Genomic DNA, 16677 nt, shown 5'->3' on the forward strand with positions numbered 1-16677 from the left:
ATCCAGGGCTGTGCCACGCCGCCCTGGATTGCTTCGCTACGCTCGCAATGACGACGGGTGGGGTGAACGGAAGACCCGCGGCAATGCCGTTTAACCGCGCCGCCCTCGTCGCCGAGGCGCGCGAATCCATCCGCCTCGGGTCGAAGAGCTTCGCCGCCGCCAGCCGCCTGTTCGACCGCGAAACGCGCGAGCGGGTCTGGCTGCTCTACGCCTGGTGCCGCGCCTGCGACGACATCGCCGACGAGCAGGAGTTCGGTGGAGGACATGGGGGCGGCGCCTCCACCCCCGGCAAGCTCGACCCCGAATCGCGCCTCGCCACGATCCGCACCCTCACCGAACTGGCGATGGCCGGGGAGGCGACCGGGTCGCCCGCGTTCGACGCACTCGGCCAGCTCATGCGCGAGACGCCGATCACCCCCGCCATGGTCGAGGACGTACTCGCCGGCTTCGCGCTCGACGCCGCCGACTGGCGCCCGCGCTCCGAAACCGACATGCTGCGCTACTGCTACCACGTGGCAGGCGCGGTGGGGGTGATGATGGCCGCCGTCATGGGCGTGCCCGCCGACGACGAGGACACGCTCGACCGCGCCTGCGACCTCGGCATCGCCTTTCAGCTCGCCAACATCGTACGCGACGTGTGGGAGGACGACGCCAACGGCCGCTGCTACCTGCCGGTCGAGTGGCTGGTGGAGGCCGACATCCCCCCCGGCGAGATCACCAAGCCGCACTATCGCCACGCGCTCGTCCCGCAAGTCGCGCGGGCCTGCGCGATGGCGCGCAAATACGAAGCCTCGGCCCGCGTCGGCGCGGCGCGGCTGGCGTTCCGGCAGCGCTGGGCCGTGCTCTCGGCGGCAGGCATCTACGGCGGCATCGCGCGGGAGGTGGAACGCCTCGGCGCCCATGCATGGGACCACCGCGCGCGGGTCAGCACGCCGCAGAAGCTGCGCCTGATCGCGGACGCCTTCTTCGAGGCCCGGCGCGAACCTCCGCCCGCACCTATTCCAAAGCCATCGCGCCGGGAACTGGCGGCGCTTACCCCCGCCTGATCCGCAGCGTAACTTCGCCCCATATCCGCCGTCACCCCGAACTCGTTTCAGGGTCCATCAGGCCGCCAACGCAGTTCCATGATCCGCAAACCAAGGGTGCGGTTGGCGGCACGACGCCCGGATACCAACCGCGCTATGGACCCTGAAACAAGTTCAGGGTGACGCAGCGGACAAGGCAATCCCGCCTCCCCACATCCTAAGCAATAGACCGGAAACAAATTCCGAGCGCCCGGCGTTACTCCCGCACACAACACCTAGGAGGAACACCCATGCTCTTCACCATCGCCGCCATTCTGATCGTGCTCTGGCTGCTCGGCTTCGTCGTGTTCCATGTATCCGGCGCGCTGATCCACCTGCTGCTGGTGATCGCGATCGTCGTCGGCCTCGTGCAGCTGTTCCGCGGCCGCAGGGTCTAGGCGAGCGCGCCGCCCTCCGCCGTCGTCAGTGACTGACCGGCGGAGGCGCGTTGCGGTAGTATTCGGGCGGGTTGAGACGGCGGAACAGCCGTCCGCCCTCCGAATAGAGCACCAGCACCAGTGCGATGAGCCCGCAGATCACCATGGCCGCCATGATCGGCCGCGCGGTGCCGTCGTAAGCCTGTCCGATCAGCGACCCCAGCGTCGCCCCCAACACCATTCGCACGAACGCCATGACCGATGCCGCCGCCCCCGCGATCCGCGCGAAAGGCTGCAGCGAGATCGCCTGGAAGTTCGCGCCGATGAAGCTGAGCATGCACATCGACAGCGTCATCAGCGGCAGGAAGGTCCACAGCCCCTCGCCCCGCATCGCCAGCGCGAGATGAAGCGCGCCCACCGCGATGTAGCACAGCAGGGCCGCGTGCGAGACGCGCCGCGCGCCGAACCGCTCGACGATGCGGGCGTTGGCGAAGTTGGTGCAGGCCATGACCAGCGCCATGCAGCCGAAGATCACCGGGAACATCGTCCCCGCTCCGAAGTGCTCGCCCACCAGCTGCTGCGCGCTGTTGATATAGCCGAACAGCGCCCCCTGCACGAAGGCCGCGCCGAGGAAATAGCCGAAGGCCGCCCGCTCCTTCAGCGCCAGCCCCATGTTGCCCGCGATCACGCTGAGCCTTACCGGCTGGCGGAAATCGGGGTGTAGCGTCTCGGGCAGGCGCATCCACGCCCAGGTGAAGACGCAGGCCGCCAGAACGCCCATGATCCCGAAGATCCAGCGCCATCCCGCGAAGAGCAGCACCGTCTGCCCCAGCATCGGCGCGATCATCGGCACCACCATGAAGGTCATCGCGATCAGCGACTGGCTGCGCGCCATGCGGTCGCCCTCGAACCGGTCGCGCAGGATGGTCATCGGCATGACGATCATCGCCGAGGTCACGAAGCCCATCACCCCGCGCGCGATCAGCAGCAGCTCGAAACTGGCCGAAACCGCGCAGACCATGGAGAGCAGCACGTAAGTCGTGATCGCCGTCAGCACCACCGGGCGCCGCCCGAAGCGGTCGGCCAGCGCCCCGGGAAACAGCGAGCCCAGCCCCGAGCAGATCAGGAACACGCCGACGATCAGCTGCCGCTGGTTGGGATCGGCAAGATGCAGGTCGGTGCTGATCGCGCCGAGCGCGGGCAGCATGACGTCGATCGCCAGCGCTTGCAGGGCCTGGAAAGAGGCCATCATGACGACGAATTCCAGCTCCCCCATCGGGAACTTGGCGAGGCGTGGTTCGGGGGAGGTCATGCGCTGGCGCATGCCGCACTTGGCATGGGATGGCCAGTGAAATCCCGCTCCGGATGGCGCATTCGGCGCGAACGGCGCTATATGATATCGCATGTTTTCGCAGGATGATCATCACCCCGGATCGGGAGAGGACGAAGCCGACGGCCTGCGCAAGATCATCCATGTCGACATGGACGCCTTCTACGCCAGCGTCGAGCAGCGCGACGATCCCTCGATACGCGGCCTGCCCGTCGCCGTCGGCGGCTCGTCCGGACGCGGCGTGGTGGCTGCGGCAAGCTACGAAGCGCGCAAGTTCGGCGTGCGTTCGGCAATGCCCTCCGCCCGCGCCGTTCGCGTTTGCCCCGACCTCGTGTTCCGCAAGCCGCGCTTCGAGGTCTACCGCGAGGTCAGCCAGCAGATCCGCGCGATCTTCCTCGACTATACGCCCCACGTCGAGCCGCTCTCGCTCGACGAGGCCTACCTTGACGTCACCACCGACCTCAAGGGCATCGGCTCGGCCACCCGCATCGCGCAGGAAATCCGTCGCCGGATCAAGGCCGACACACAGCTGACCGCCAGTGCCGGGGTGTCCTACAACAAGTTCCTCGCCAAGCTCGCCAGCGACCAGAACAAGCCGGACGGCCTCTGCGTGATCCGCCCCGGAGAAGGCGCGCAGTTCGTCGCCGGACTGCCGGTGCGCCGCTTCCACGGCGTCGGCCCGCGCGGGGCGGAGAAGATGGCGCGGCTCGGCATCGAGACCGGCGCGGACCTCGCCGGCAAGGATCTCGCGTTCCTGCGCGCGAACTTCGGCAGCTTCGCCGAATACCTGTTCCGCGCCGCGCGCGGCGTCGACCTGCGGCAGGTCCGCGCCGACCGCCCGCGCAAGTCGGTCGGCGGCGAACGCACCTTCTTCGAGAACATCGAGGATCCGCAGGCCCTGCGCGAGACGATGGACCATATCGTCGACGTCGTGTGGGAGCGCATCGAACGCTCCGACGCGCGGGGGCGCACCGTGACCATGAAACTGCGCTATGCCGATTTCCAGACCCTCACCCGCGCCCGCTCGCTGCATCATTTCGTCTCGGACAAGGCCGAATTCGCAGCGATCGGCCATGCCCTGCTGGAAGACCACCTCCCCCTGCCCCAGCCGATCCGCCTGATGGGGCTGACGCTCTCGGCGCTCGAGCGTCAGGAAGAGACCCGCGCGGCGGGCGACGGCCAGCTTTCGCTGCTTTAGCGCGCCGAGCCGGGGCGGGAGCGTGATCGGCGGTGCAACGCGGCCCCTGCCGGCCGGTTCTAGAGGGTAACCCGAAGCCAACCCCGATCATGGGAGACCAACATGCGCTCCATACCGCACATCACCGCCATCGCGGCCCTGGCCCTGGCCCTTCCGGCCGCAGTCGTCGCCGCACCGCCGGCCGAGACGCCCTCGAGCAGCACGCCGGAGCCCGGCAACCCCGAAGCCCGGCGCGAGGCCCTCAACAGCGCCGAGGCCGACATGGCCCAGCGCCAGCTCGACCGGAACGCCGCCAGCCAGCAGCAGTACGACATGGCGCTTGCCCAGGCACAATCGACCGCCGACCGCGAGGCCGGCGCCTATTCCGATGCGCTGCGCCAGCATGACGTCGCCGTCGACAACTATCGCGCCGACCGCAAGCAGTGGGAAATGAAGAACCCGGCCTGCTGGAACGGCAATGCCGTCAAGTGCCCGGCCGAGCCCGGCGTGGACGCGCCCGAACCGGGTGCGCCGGGCGGCTGACAGTCCGTTTGAGAATGCGCCTTTTGGGCGCATTGCGGCACCGCCTTTGAAATCGCTCTTGCGCGATTTCTCAAACGGTCTCTGAGCGACGAACCGCTCGTCGCAAGCGCTTTGCGCCGGGCGGGCGATCAGGGCACAAGTTCGTCTTCGGGTTGAAGGGAACGAAGACGAACATGAGGGTATCGCGCCTCTCGCGCGCCGTGGCGCCTGCCGCAATGCTGGCCTCGCTGGCCTGCGCCTCTCCGACTCTGGCCGATGATCCGCGCGATCCGACGATGACGCCCGACGCCATCGCCCGCGACCGCGCAGCCATCCGCAAGCTCAACCGCGACCAGATCGACTACGTGCAGCGGCGCGACGCCGGCTATGCACAAGGCTGGCGCGACCATGATGCCGCCCGCCGGGATCGGGACGATGACCAAGCCTATGCCGATGGCCAGCGCGATTACGCGGCCATGCGCGAGGACTACGCCCGCCAGCGCCGGGATTACGAGCGCGCCCTCGACGACTGGCGCGGCGACGTGAACGCCTGCCGCGCCGGCTACTACGAGCGTTGCGACCGCCGCTGAGCGGTTCTCACATCAGCGCCGCCGCCAGCAGCGCGGCGGCATGAAGCACGATCGCGCCCGCGACGACGATGGCGCCGAAGCGCAGCGCCGGTGCGATCGTCTCGGCCGGGGGCGCCGGCTCGCCTCTTTCCAGCCGCGCCGAGGCCGCGCGCATCAGCCGGGGCGCATCGGCGGAGAGGCGTGACAGTTCGAGGGCGAGCGCCTCCAGCCGGTCCGGCCCGGCCAGCCGCCCGAGGCGCGCGGCCACCAGCCTGCCCCGCAGCGCCGCCAGCGCTTCGGACAAGTCGAATTCGGGCGCGATCCCTGCCAGCACCCCGTCCATCGTCACCATCGCCTTGAAGATCAGCACGAGGTCGGGCGGCAGCACCAGCCCTTCGCGGCGCAGCAGCGGGAAGAAATCGGCGACCATCGCGTTGAGCACCAGCGCGCCGGTGCCGTGCCGCGCCACCAGCCGCTCGGCCGCCACCAGCAGCCTTTCGCGCGGCACCTCGCCCGCCTGCGACCACAGGCCCAGCATGTCGGCGACACCGGCGGGATCGTTGCCCCGCAGTGAAAGGATGAACGTCAGGAACTCGTGCTGGCGGCGCGGCGAGACGAAGCCCACCGAACCCAGGTCCAGCAGCGCCAGCCGGCTGCCTTCCCCATCTGCCAGCGGCGGCAGGCACAGCAGGTTGCCGGGGTGCGGGTCGGCGTGGAAGCGGCCGTTGACCAGCACCATCTCCAGCACCAGCCGCGCGCCAAGATCGGCGATCGAGGCGGGATCGATGCCGCTGGCGCGCAAGGTCTCCGGCACGCGGGGCGGCACGCCCTCGACGAAGTCCATCAACAGCACGCCGTCCGAGGTGAACGCCCAGTGGATGCGCGGCACCACCACCCGGCCGATCGGCGCGAGGTCGGCGCGCAGCAGGTCGGCGTTGCGCCCTTCGTTGGTGAAGTCGAGTTCGTCGAGGATCTCGCGCCCCAGTTGCTCGATCATCGCGCCCGGCATCATCGCCCGCGCCGCCGCGCTGCGCGCCTCGACCAGTCCGGCGAGGTGCCGCAGCAGCCGCAGATCCGCCTCCATCGCCTTGCGGATGCCCGGCCGCCGGATCTTCACCGCGACCATGGTGCCGTCGTGCAGCTGCGCGCGGTGGACCTGCGCGATCGAGGCCGCCGCCACCGGCTCGGTATCGAACCGGGCGAAGGCGGTTTCGGGCGGCTCGCCGAGCGCCGCCTCCAGCGCCGGGCGCAGGGTGTCGAACGGCAGGCGCGGCGCGTCGCTCTGCAATTGCTCGAAGGCGGCGATCCACTCGTCGGTCAGCATGTCGCGCCGGGTGGCGAGGATCTGGCCGAGCTTCACGTAAGTCGGCCCCAGCGCCTCCAGCGCGCGGCGGGTGCGTGTCGGCAGGTCGGCATCATTGCCCCCGTCGTCCCTGTCGCCGCCGCCACCGAAGCGCGCCAGCAGCGAATCGAGGCCGAAGCGGGCGATCACCGCGCTGACTTCCGCCATGCGCGCCCGGTCGCGCGCGGCGACGTTCAGGGTTTCGAGAAGGCTGGGCATCGTGGCTGGAAACCCCCGGCATGGAGGCCGGTTCCGGCCTGGCTTGTGGAAAGCCGGGCGACCGCGCTGGACTGGCCCGCCATGCGCCCTAGGTTCGCGCCATGCCCGCTTCCTTCCGCAGCACCCTGGCGCTGTGCCTGCTTGCCGCCCTGGCCGCCTGCGGTGGCGGAGCGAAATTCCGCCCGGTGAGCGACGTGCCGGTGCGGATCGGCCCGCCCTACAAGGTCCGCAGCGTCACCTATGCGCCCGCCGCCCAGCCCGGCTACGACGTCCTCGGCTACGCCACCTGGTACGGATCGGAAAGCGGCAACCGCGCCGCCAATGGCGAACGCTTCCGCCCCTCTTGGATCACCGCCGCGCACAAGACCCTGCCGCTGCCCACCTATGTCGAGGTCACCTCGCTCGATACCGGGCGCCGCATCGTGGTGCGCGTGAATGATCGCGGGCCTTTCGGCGAAAGCGCCCGGATCATCGACCTTTCGAAGGGCGCCGCCGCCTTGCTCGGCGTGCAGGCGAAGGGCAAGGCCGCCGTGCGGGTGCGCGTGGTCGAGCCTGCCGAACGCGACCGCGCGGCGCTGCGCAAGGGCAAGCCGGCCAGCGCGCTGGAGCCGCTGTCGCCCGCCTCGCTCGCCAACCTGCAGGGCCAGTTCGCGCGCGGCGTCGGCACGCGTTGAGCGCGGGGAACTATCGCCGCCGCCCATGCGTTCTCCCGGAGAGAGGAGACTTGTAATGACCACAGGCACCGACATTCCCTTCCGCCGCAGCCGCTTCGCGCGGGGCACCGGATCGCTCATCCTGGACCGCCAGCGCGACACTCATTTGCGCGAGGCGCGCGAGCAGGATGCACCGATGCGCATCTGGAACAAGGGCCGCTTCGTGGACGCCTGAGAGACCGTTCGAGACATCGCGGAAGAGCGATTTCAAAGACGGCACCGTCGGGGCCGGGCGATAGGCCCCGAACTACATTGGCCCGAATTACACTGGCCCGCGTTTCATTCGACCAGCAGCGCCCGTGCACCCGGCTCCCCCAGCCAGCGCGCGGAGCATTTCCACACCTCGCGAACGACCGCGATGTCGAGCGCCCTTGCGGCCTCGCCATCCGCGGCGACGCGGCCGCGATGGAGCACGATCACCCGGTCTGCGTAATTCATCGCCATCGCCAGGTCGTGCAGTACCAGCACCACCCCCCGGCCCTGCCGCGCCTGATCGCGCAGGCGCCGCATCAGCGACAGTCCGTGCGCGATGTCGAGGTTCGCCAGCGGCTCGTCGGCCAGCAGCCAGGCCGGGTCGGTGGCAAGGACGCGCGCCATCAGCGCCCGCGCCCGCTCTCCGCCCGACAGCCGCGTGACGGGGCGATGGCGCAGCGCCGCCAGGTCCATCGTCGCGATCGCGGCATCGATCGCCGCCTTGCCCGTCCGGGCTCCAACATCGCCCCAGGGCAGCCGCCCCAGCGACGCCAGGACTTCGACGGTCACGTCCCACGCGATTTCCGGCGCCTGCGGCAGGTAGCCGATGCACTGCCCCCGCTCACGCGCCGGGATCGCCCGCATCGGCCGCGTGCCCATGGCGACCACGCCGGCCTCGGGCGTCACCAGACCGGCGAGGCACGACAGCAGCGTCGACTTGCCGGCGCCATTGGGCCCGCAGATCGCCGTCACCTCGCCGCCATGCACCGAAAGCGAAATGTCGTCGAGGCGGCCCGGCACGCCCAGCCCGATCGCGGCGAGCGTGGCGCTCATGCCAGCCCCCGCCGCATGCGCAGGAGCAGGACGAGGAAGAACGGCGCTCCGATCAGGCTGAGCGCGATGCCCAGTCGCAGTTCCCCGCCCGACAGTGGCAGGATCCGGCAGAGGCAATCCGCCACCAGCAGCAGCAAGGCCCCCGCCAGCGCGCTCGGCACCAGCAGCGAGGAAGGGCGCCGGTCGGTCAGCGGGCGCACCAGATGCGGGACCATCAGCCCGACGAAGCCGATCACCCCGGCCACCGCCACCCCCGCGCCCACGCTCAGCCCGACCCCCGCGATCATCAGCACCTGAAGCCGCCGGGGATCGAGGCCGAGCGAGCGCGCCGCCGCTTCGCCCAGCGTCAGCGCGTCGAGCCCGCGCCCGGCCGCCAGCAGCAGGGCGAGCCCCGCCAGCGTCAGCGGCGTCGCCACCACGACCTCGCGCCAGGACCGGTCAGCGAGCGCGCCCATCAGCCAGGTGACGATCTCGCTCATCGCGAAGGGCGAGGGCGAGAGGCTGATCGCGAGGCTGGTCAGCGCTCCGGCCAGGCTGGAGATCATCAGCCCCGCCATGGTGAAGACGGCGATGCCGCCCTGCCGCCCGGCGATCACAGCCAGCAGCGCCATCGCCCCTGCCGCGCCGACGAGCGCGAAGACCGGCAGCAGCCACACCGAGGCGGCATAGCCGGTCCAGAAGCTGAGCACCGCGCCCAGCGCCGCGCCCGGCGCGATGCCGAACAGGCCGGGATCAGCGAGCGGATTGCGCAAGTAGCCCTGCATCGCCGCACCCGCGCCGCCAAGGCCCGCTCCCACCGCCAGCGCCAGCACCGCGCGCGGCAGGCGCAGTCCCAGTACGATCAGCGCGGCGTTGCGCGTTTCCGGCGCCAGCGGATCGATCCACACCCGTCCCGCCAGCAGCGAGAGCCCCGCCGCCAGCACCAGGGCGACGATCAGCGCGACAAGCAGGCCGCGCTTCACCGCCGGTCCTCCGTCGCCAGTTGCCGGCGCACCTGGGCGAAGCGGGCCAGCGCACGCGGGATCGTCGGGCCGCCGCACCAGACCAGCGAACGATCGATGGGCGCGCGGGTCATCCCTTTCACGCGGGCCAGTGCCGGATGGCGCAGCATGCGATCCTCCTCGGCTGCGGGCGAGCCGACGGTGAAGATCACGCGCGGGGGATCGGCCACCACGCGCTCCAGCGGCAGGTAGTCCGCCTGGGACAGCCCGCGCGCGGCGGCGGCATTGGCAAACCCGGCATGGACCATGAGATCGACGATCAGCGTACCCTCCCCGGCGACGATGCCGCCCGATTCCCATAGCAGTGCCGGAACCGGGCGGGCTCCGGAAGCCAGCTTCGCGCGGGCGAGCGCCGTCTCGATCCGGCCGACCAGCGCCTCCCCGACCGAGCGGTTGCCCACCAGCCGCGCCATGTCGCGCACTTGCGCCAGCGAGGCATCGACGGTGGCGGGCATCGGCTTCAGCACCACCTCCAGCCCCATATCGCGCAGCGCCTGCGCCGTCGTGGGAGGCAGGAAACTGCTGGCGACGACGATGTCGGGTTCGAGCGCGGCGATCTCCTCGACCGTGCCCGTGGTCTCGGCGAAGCGCGCCGCGACCGCGGGGTCCATCGAACTGGCCGAAGGGTCGTGGCTGTAGCTCGATATCGCCAGCAACTGCCCCGGCGCGGCGATCTCGGCCAGTATCGCATCGGTGCAGGGATTGAGCGACACGATGCGCGGGCGCACCGCCCCCTCGACGGGCGGCGCCGACCAGGGCTGGCAGCCGCCCGGCAGCGCCAGGCACAGGCATGCGAAGGCGCGCGCCCGACGCCGGCGGCTCCACCGCCCCGAGGAGGAGGAAGGAGCCGCCGCCGCCGTCACATCTTCACGCGCACGCCCGCGTAAGCCGAACGGCCCGGCGTGCCATACGTGCGCACCACTTCGTAATGGGCATCGAAGAGGTTCTCGACGCGGCCATAGACCTCGACGTTGCGCGTCACCGCGAAGGAACTGCGCAGACCCACGACGAGGTTGCCCTCCAGGTACTGGGTATTGGCGCTATCGTCGTAGCGACCGCCGCCGACGCTGAGGTCGGCGCCGAGCTTCAGGCCCACGCCCCATGCCTTGTCGAGGCTGGCGTAGAGGTTGCTCTTGGGCCGCCGGGCCAGGCGCGCGCCGGTGATCTCGTTGGTCGCATCGAGATAAGTATAGGCCAGGTTCAGGTCGAAGCCCTGCCAGTTCGTCACCTGCATCCCCAGTTCCACGCCCTGCGCCCGCGCGCGGCCGACGTTGTAGTAGTTCCAGTTGGCGTAGTCGTAGTCGATCAGGTTCTTCGTCTTGCGGTCGAAATAGGTCAGCGTGAACCGTCCGGCGCCTTGCGCAAAGGGCTGTTCGACGCCCACGTCCCAGCTCTTCGAAGTCTCGGGATCGAGCGCCCGGAAGCCGGCATTGGTATAGAGCTGGTAGAGCGAGGGCGCCTTGAAGCCCTCGCCATAGCTGGCGCGCAGGACCGGCGCATCGGGTCCGCCGCCGATCACCCAGGCGCCGTTGGCGGCGAAGGTGGTCCTGTCTCCGAAGTCCGAGTTGTCGTCGTAGCGCACGCCGCCGTTCAGCGTCAGGCCCGCCAGCGGGCGCAGCGTGAGGTTGCCGTAGACGCTGTCGATCGAGGTCGAATCCTTCGAGCCGTAGTTGTCGTCGAACGTCTGCTTCTCGGTCTCGGCGCCGACGACGATGCCGGCCATCTCGACCGGCGCGAAGCCGACCTGGCCCTCGAACCGCTCGGTCCGCCCGTTGGTGGTGTAGGGCCCGTAGACCGCGTCGTCCGAGATGCGGCGGGTGTCGTTGAGGCCATAGCCGACGCGCGCGTTGAGCCGGCCGTCGAGCCCTTCGTAGCGCAAGTTCGCATAGCCCAGCGAATCCCGCTTCATGCCGACGTTCAGCGCATCGGCGCCGGTGTTGTCGTAGTCGTAGTTCGCCTTGGTGTAGAACCCGCCGGCATCGGCGGAAAGACCCGGTGCCAGTTCGATCGAGGCGCGCGCATTAGCGCTCTTGCTCTCGAAGCCGTCCTTCTCGGTCGCGCCCCGGCGTTCGTTGAAGGCCGAGAAGCCGTCGCCCTTCAGCCAGTTGCCGCCCAGCGTCAGCCCGACCGGACCGACCAGGCCCGATGCCGAGACGCTCGCCTGCCTGCGGTCGCGCCAGCCGTACTCAGCCTGGCCGCGCGCGGTCCACTCCTCAGTGGGGCGGGCGGTGATGAAGTTGATGACGCCGCCGATCGCGCGGCTGCCCCACAGCACACCCGAGGAACCGCGCACGACCTCCACCCGGTCGAACTGGCCGATCGGCAGCGCGCCGAAATCGAAACCGCCGCCGACATCGCCCGGATCGTTGATGCGCACGCCATCGATCAGCACCAGCGACTGCGCGTTCTCGGCGCCGCGCACGAAGACGCTGGCGGGCTGGCCGAACCCGCCCGACTGCGAGACCGAGACACCGGGAAGCCGCGCGAGCACGTCGGTCGCGGTGGTGGCCTGCGTGCGCTCGATCTCGTCCCGGGTGACCACGCTGACCGACTGGCCGACCTGGGTGATCGGGGTCGGCTCGCGCGTGGCGGTGACGACGATGTCGTCGCGGATGCGATTGCCCGTCAACTGGCAGCAACCACCACCCCAACCATTGCCGTCGGCAGGGTCTTCTTGCGCCATTGCAGGCGTGCTCACCGCAAGCGCGGTGCCAAGCAGGAACATGTACTTCATAGGGTATCCTCCAGACCTTGAACGTTTTCGCCGTTCATGGCGGAGGCACGCACCCTCCCTCGGGCACGCGCTCGCTGCATCCGGGACACCCCGCCCGGCTGCGGAACGACCGTCGCTGGGCAGGTCTCCTGGCTCCCGGATCGTCGGTTCGTCGCCCGCCTTCCCGGTCCGTTCTCGACCAGTGGCACGGTGGAGACGCCCTCCCCGGTCACAGTTGCGGGGGCAGCGCCGGCAGTCGCATCCGGCTTCCCTCTTAGGCCCTTGCGGGCAACCCATGACGTAAGGTGCCGTTAGGGCTGCATCGGCGGCTTGGCAAGCGCGGCACAAGCGCGTGCAAATTCTTAAGCCCTTAAGCGTAAGGAGCGTTGCTGTACCGCAACGGGACGACCGCGAATGACCGGATGCGCGAGGGTCGTCGTCCGGCTAGGCCGGTGCTGCCGAATTGCGCCTGAAAGGAACCGAGTGCCCGCTGCCCTCTCCACTGCCGGAACCGACGCTGTGCCAGCGTTATCGGCGGATTCGGAAGCGGCCGCACCGTTCGAGCGCCCGCGCGACTTCGTCGCCCGCTATCCGCGCCGCGCCCGTGGGATCGGCCACCGTCCGATCGTGCTGCGCCGCCGCTGGACCCTGGGCGTGACCGCGCTCGCCGCCGTCGCCCTGCCCGCCTTCGCCGCGCCCGAAGGCTGGGACAGCTTCGCCATCGCCGATGCCGCGCCGCAGGACAGCGCACCGCTCGCGATGCCCTTCGAGCAAGCCGGCGCCAGCTTCCCCGGTTCCGCCTTCTATTACCTCGACGCCGAGCAGCGCCCGCTGCAGGTCGGCGAGGGCATCCATTCGGATGCCGAAGACGGCAAGGCCTCGGGCCCGCTGCCGATGGCGCGCCCGATGTTCGTCGACAACTCCGGCGTCGATCGCACCCGCGCGCTGCAATGCATGACCGCCGCGATCTACTACGAGGCCGCCAGCGAGCCCGACGCCGGGCAGCGCGCGGTGGCGCAAGTGGTGCTCAACCGCGTCGCTCACCCCGCCTACCCCAAGACCGTGTGCGGCGTCGTCTACCAGGGATCGGAAAAGCCGACCGGCTGCCAGTTCTCCTTCACCTGCGACGGCGCCCTCGCCCGCCGCCCGCAGCGCATGTTCTGGGACCGCGCGGAGAATGTCGCGCGCGCAGCGCTGGCAGGCTACGTCTATGCGCCCGTCGGCCTAGCCACGCATTATCATACGGTCCAGGTCAGCCCTTACTGGGCGCCGAGCCTGCAGTACCTCTCCACCATCGGCGCGCACCGCTTCTATGCCTTCCGCGGCGCGGCGGGCAGCCCGGCGACGTTCCGGTTCGCCTACCTCGGTGGAGAGCCCCTTGCCGCCCCGCACCGCCGCGACGACACCATCGATGCCGCAGCGGCCGCCGCGGTGCTCGATCCGCTGGCGGTCCAGCGCGCCTTCGCCACCGCCCAGCCCGCGAAAGTCGAAGCCGCCCCGCAAGCCGCACCCACCGTCGCCCCCACATATTCCAGCGACGTCCAGCAGCGCGGCGGCGAAGCGCTCTACAAGGCGCAGAACCTGCCGGCCTCGCAAGGGATCAAGGCGGAGTACGCAAACTCCGGCCGCTGGATCGCCAACCCCGCGAATTGAAGATAATCGATTGCAAAGGCCTGACCCGGGGAATGTCCCTAAGGGGTATCGTCAGCACTTTGGAAACCAAGTCCCATCATGATGCCTTAGCCCCTTCGGGGTAGAAGGACGGCCAACACGTCGTCGCTTGCAGATATGAAGAGAGCATTCGCACCCATGACCATCCGCTTCGCCGCCGCCATGAACGGGACGACGCCGGCCATCGCCGGGATGCTCTGCACCAGCGCACCACTCGGCGCCGCCAACGACAATGCCGGACGCGCGCGACCGTCGCTGCGCACGGTCGCAGTCGAATCTTCCATCGAGATGGACGCCGGGATTGCCGAAGCGCTCATGCACTTCGCCCGCCACGGCCTGTCCGCTGCCGAGCAGGCTCGCATCGAGGCCGAGGCCGCCCATGCGCGCGGTGACACCCGCGCCCGCACCCGCTGGCTGGGAATCTGCCATCACCTCGACCGGCGCATGGCGGCCGCAACGGCGCGGCGCCTGGGCACCTGATCCTTCCAGATTCGCACGAGTCCCTGACGCTGCGAGGCGATATGTCTCGTGGCTTCGACGAGTCGCGCAGAGCGGGACTTGCGCGGGGCCGATCCCTGATCGATACCTTCAAACTTGGCGCACCGGCGTTTCGAAACATTACAGACAGGTGAACAAACCCGCTTATTTCTGCCCATTTCCCCACCTTATTGCAATTGCGAACTATTATCAGATAAAAGCTTCCGTCATGGTCTGTTTGGCGGTTGCAATGGTCTTCCAAGGGGCGTAGGGCCGCCCTCGCAAACACCGGCACCTGCCATTTGCGGGATTAGCGCAGGCCGCCTTGAAGTCCGAGAAATCCCGCCCTCGGGAAGGACACGAACGGATCATGGCTCGTAAGAAGATTGCCCTTATCGGCGCCGGCAACATCGGCGGTACGCTGGCGCACCTCGCGGCGCAGAAGGAACTGGGCGACATCGTCCTGTTCGACGTCGCTGAAGGTCTCCCGCAGGGCAAGGCTCTCGATCTCTCGCAGTGTGGTCCGGTCGAAGGCTTCGACGCCAAGATCACCGGCACCAACGACTATGCCGACATTGCCGGCGCCGACGTCATCATCGTCACCGCCGGTGTCGCCCGCAAGCCCGGCATGAGCCGCGACGACCTGCTCGGCATCAACCTCAAGGTGATGAAGTCGGTCGGCGAAGGCATCGCCGCCAACGCACCCGACGCTTTCGTGATCTGCATCACCAACCCGCTCGACGCGATGGTCTGGGCGCTGCGCGAATTCTCGGGTCTGCCGCACAACAAGGTCGTCGGCATGGCCGGCGTTCTGGACTCGGCCCGCTTCTCGACCTTCCTGGCCTGGGAATTCGGCGTCTCGATCCGCGACGTGAACACCTTCGTGCTCGGCGGCCACGGCGACACCATGGTCCCGGTCGTGCAGTACTCGACCGTCAACGGCATCCCGGTTCCGGACCTCATCAAGATGGGCCGCACCACGCAGGAAAAGATCGACGCGATCGTGCAGCGCACCCGTTCGGGCGGCGGCGAGATCGTCGGCCTGCTGAAGACCGGCTCGGCGTTCTACGCACCGGCCGCCTCGGGCATCGCCATGGCCGAAGCCTACCTCAACGACCAGAAGCGCATCCTGCCCGTCGCCGCATACGTCGATGGCCAGTACGGCGTTGACGGCCTCTACGTCGGCGTGCCCGCAGTCATCGGCGCGAACGGCGTCGAGGAAGTCGTCGAGATCGAACTGGACGAGGAAGCCAAGGGCAACCTCCAGGTCTCGGTCGACGCGGTCAAGGAACTGCTGGTCGCCTGCAAGGGCATCGACGGCACCCTCGCCTGAGTTTTGAATACCGCCCCCGCGCCTGCCCCTCATTGTTGATACTCTCACAATGATGGGTAGCGCGGGGGCAAAATAGTTTCTTGGAACCTCCCCGGCCCAATCCGGCTGCTTCCACGATCAGGAACAGGAAAACCGATGTCGATCCTCGTTAACAAGAACACCAAGGTCATCACCCAGGGCATGACCGGCGCGACCGGCAGCTTCCACACCCAGGCTGCGCTCGACTACGGCACGCAGATGGTCGCGGGCGTGACCCCGGGCAAGGGCGGCCAGACCCACATCGGTCTGCCCCAGTACAACTCGGTCCACGAAGCCAAGGCTGCCACCGGCGCCAACGCCTCGTGCGTCTACGTGCCGCCGTTCGGCGCCGCCGACGCGATCCTCGAGGCGATCGACGCCGAGATCGAACTGATCATCTGCATCACCGAGGGCATCCCCGTCCTCGACATGGTGCCCGTGAAGCGCGCCCTGACCGGCTCGAAGTCGCGCCTGATCGGCCCGAACTGCCCCGGCGTCCTGACCCCCAACGAGTGCAAGATCGGCATCATGCCCGGCAGCATCTTCTCGCAGGGTTCGGTCGGCGTCGTCTCGCGCTCGGGTACGCTGACCTATGAAGCCGTGTTCCAGACCACTGCGGCGGGCCTCGGCCAGACCACGGCTGTCGGCATTGGCGGCGACCCGGTCAACGGCACCAACTTCATCGACATGCTCGAACTCTTCCTCGCTGACGAAGCCACCAAGTCGATCATCATGATCGGCGAAATCGGCGGCTCGGCCGAAGAAGAAGCCGCGCAGTTCCTCAAGGACGAAGCCAAGCGCGGCCGTCGCAAGCCGATGGCGGGCTTCATCGCCGGTCGTACGGCCCCTCCGGGCCGCCGCATGGGCCACGCCGGTGCGATCGTCTCGGGCGGCCAGGGCGGCGCCGAGGAAAAGATCGCGGCGATGGAAGAAGCCGGCATCAAGGTTTCGGCCAGCCCCTCGCTGCTCGGCGAGACGCTGGTGGAAGCCATCAAGGCTTTCGCCTGACGAATTGAGGACGGATCATCGTGACCACTCCCGTCATTGCGAGCGTAGCGAAGCAACCCAGGGCGGTTTACGCCGCGCTGGATTGCCGCGCCCCTTCGGGGCTCGCAATGACGAAGG

At 69.1% G+C, this 16677-nt stretch carries 17 protein-coding genes and 1 riboswitch; of the genes, 11 read left to right on the forward strand and 6 right to left on the reverse strand.

Going from position 1 to position 16677, the window contains the following annotated elements; genetic code table 11:
• The first annotated feature begins 83 nt into the window (after positions 1-83).
• A complete protein-coding gene (locus V2S85_RS03350; RefSeq protein WP_330701459.1) occupies positions 84-1046 on the forward strand; it encodes a phytoene/squalene synthase family protein in 963 nt (320 codons plus the stop codon).
• 269 nt (positions 1047-1315) lie between these two features.
• Entirely contained in the window at positions 1316-1462 is a 147-nt protein-coding gene (locus V2S85_RS03355) for a lmo0937 family membrane protein (RefSeq protein WP_330701460.1), read from the forward strand.
• A 25-nt stretch (positions 1463-1487) separates the two neighbouring features.
• Here the strand turns inward: V2S85_RS03355 and V2S85_RS03360 are convergent, their stop codons facing one another.
• Positions 1488-2753: a multidrug effflux MFS transporter gene (locus V2S85_RS03360; protein ID WP_330701461.1), complete on the reverse strand. Its 1266-nt coding sequence runs from the start codon at positions 2751-2753 to the stop codon at positions 1488-1490.
• 91 nt (positions 2754-2844) lie between these two features.
• Between V2S85_RS03360 and dinB the strand changes: the two genes are divergently transcribed.
• From dinB to V2S85_RS03375, 3 genes are all read left to right on the forward strand, one after another.
• On the forward strand, positions 2845-3969 hold the full coding sequence (dinB, locus tag V2S85_RS03365; RefSeq protein ID WP_330701462.1) for a DNA polymerase IV: 1125 nt from the start codon (positions 2845-2847) through the stop codon (positions 3967-3969).
• Between the two features lie 102 nt (positions 3970-4071).
• On the forward strand, positions 4072-4491 hold the full coding sequence (locus V2S85_RS03370; protein WP_330701463.1) for a hypothetical protein: 420 nt from the start codon (positions 4072-4074) through the stop codon (positions 4489-4491).
• Positions 4492-4664: 173 nt separating this feature from the next.
• Positions 4665-5060, forward strand: coding sequence for a hypothetical protein (locus V2S85_RS03375; protein ID WP_330701464.1), 396 nt, complete (start codon positions 4665-4667; stop codon positions 5058-5060).
• A 7-nt stretch (positions 5061-5067) separates the two neighbouring features.
• On the opposite strand, the gene V2S85_RS03380 is transcribed toward V2S85_RS03375, so the two are convergent.
• Complete coding sequence (locus V2S85_RS03380; protein WP_330701465.1) at positions 5068-6600, reverse strand: ABC1 kinase family protein; 1533 nt, start codon at positions 6598-6600, stop codon at positions 5068-5070.
• Between the two features lie 101 nt (positions 6601-6701).
• Here V2S85_RS03380 and V2S85_RS03385 point away from each other — a divergent pair, with 101 nt between their 5' ends.
• Positions 6702-7274: a septal ring lytic transglycosylase RlpA family protein gene (locus V2S85_RS03385; RefSeq protein ID WP_330701466.1), complete on the forward strand. Its 573-nt coding sequence runs from the start codon at positions 6702-6704 to the stop codon at positions 7272-7274.
• Positions 7275-7329: 55 nt separating this feature from the next.
• A complete protein-coding gene (locus tag V2S85_RS03390; protein WP_330701467.1) occupies positions 7330-7488 on the forward strand; it encodes a hypothetical protein in 159 nt (52 codons plus the stop codon).
• A gap of 104 nt (positions 7489-7592) precedes the next feature.
• Here V2S85_RS03390 and V2S85_RS03395 read toward each other — a convergent pair whose 3' ends face one another.
• The 4 genes from V2S85_RS03395 to V2S85_RS03410 form a co-directional block, all read right to left on the reverse strand.
• The gene (locus tag V2S85_RS03395; RefSeq protein ID WP_330701468.1) at positions 7593-8339 is read right to left on the reverse strand and encodes an ABC transporter ATP-binding protein; all 747 of its coding nucleotides are present in this window, start codon (positions 8337-8339) and stop codon (positions 7593-7595) included.
• Complete coding sequence (locus V2S85_RS03400) at positions 8336-9301, reverse strand: iron ABC transporter permease (protein ID WP_330701469.1); 966 nt, start codon at positions 9299-9301, stop codon at positions 8336-8338. Before V2S85_RS03400 ends, V2S85_RS03395 begins: the two co-directional genes overlap by 4 nt.
• Entirely contained in the window at positions 9298-10068 is a 771-nt protein-coding gene (locus V2S85_RS03405) for a helical backbone metal receptor (protein ID WP_330701470.1), read from the reverse strand. Before V2S85_RS03405 ends, V2S85_RS03400 begins: the two co-directional genes overlap by 4 nt.
• Positions 10069-10199: 131 nt before the next feature.
• Positions 10200-12074, reverse strand: a complete 1875-nt coding sequence (locus V2S85_RS03410; RefSeq protein ID WP_330701471.1) for a TonB-dependent receptor plug domain-containing protein — start codon at positions 12072-12074, stop codon at positions 10200-10202.
• Positions 12075-12174: 100 nt separating this feature from the next.
• A riboswitch (cobalamin riboswitch) is annotated at positions 12175-12365 on the reverse strand.
• A 171-nt stretch (positions 12366-12536) separates the two neighbouring features.
• On the opposite strand from V2S85_RS03410, the gene V2S85_RS03415 reads away from it, so the two are divergent.
• From V2S85_RS03415 to sucD, 4 genes are all read left to right on the forward strand, one after another.
• The gene (locus V2S85_RS03415; RefSeq protein WP_330701472.1) at positions 12537-13706 is read left to right on the forward strand and encodes a cell wall hydrolase; all 1170 of its coding nucleotides are present in this window, start codon (positions 12537-12539) and stop codon (positions 13704-13706) included.
• Between the two features lie 156 nt (positions 13707-13862).
• The gene (locus tag V2S85_RS03420; RefSeq protein WP_330701473.1) at positions 13863-14204 is read left to right on the forward strand and encodes a hypothetical protein; all 342 of its coding nucleotides are present in this window, start codon (positions 13863-13865) and stop codon (positions 14202-14204) included.
• Between the two features lie 367 nt (positions 14205-14571).
• Complete coding sequence (mdh, locus tag V2S85_RS03425; protein ID WP_330701474.1) at positions 14572-15534, forward strand: malate dehydrogenase; 963 nt, start codon at positions 14572-14574, stop codon at positions 15532-15534.
• Positions 15535-15669: 135 nt separating this feature from the next.
• Complete coding sequence (gene sucD / locus V2S85_RS03430; protein ID WP_008832364.1) at positions 15670-16560, forward strand: succinate--CoA ligase subunit alpha; 891 nt, start codon at positions 15670-15672, stop codon at positions 16558-16560.
• The last annotated feature ends 117 nt before the right edge of the window (positions 16561-16677 follow it).

The sequence above is a fragment of the Novosphingobium resinovorum genome, assembly GCF_036352595.1.
GTDB lineage: Bacteria > Pseudomonadota > Alphaproteobacteria > Sphingomonadales > Sphingomonadaceae > Novosphingobium > Novosphingobium resinovorum_B.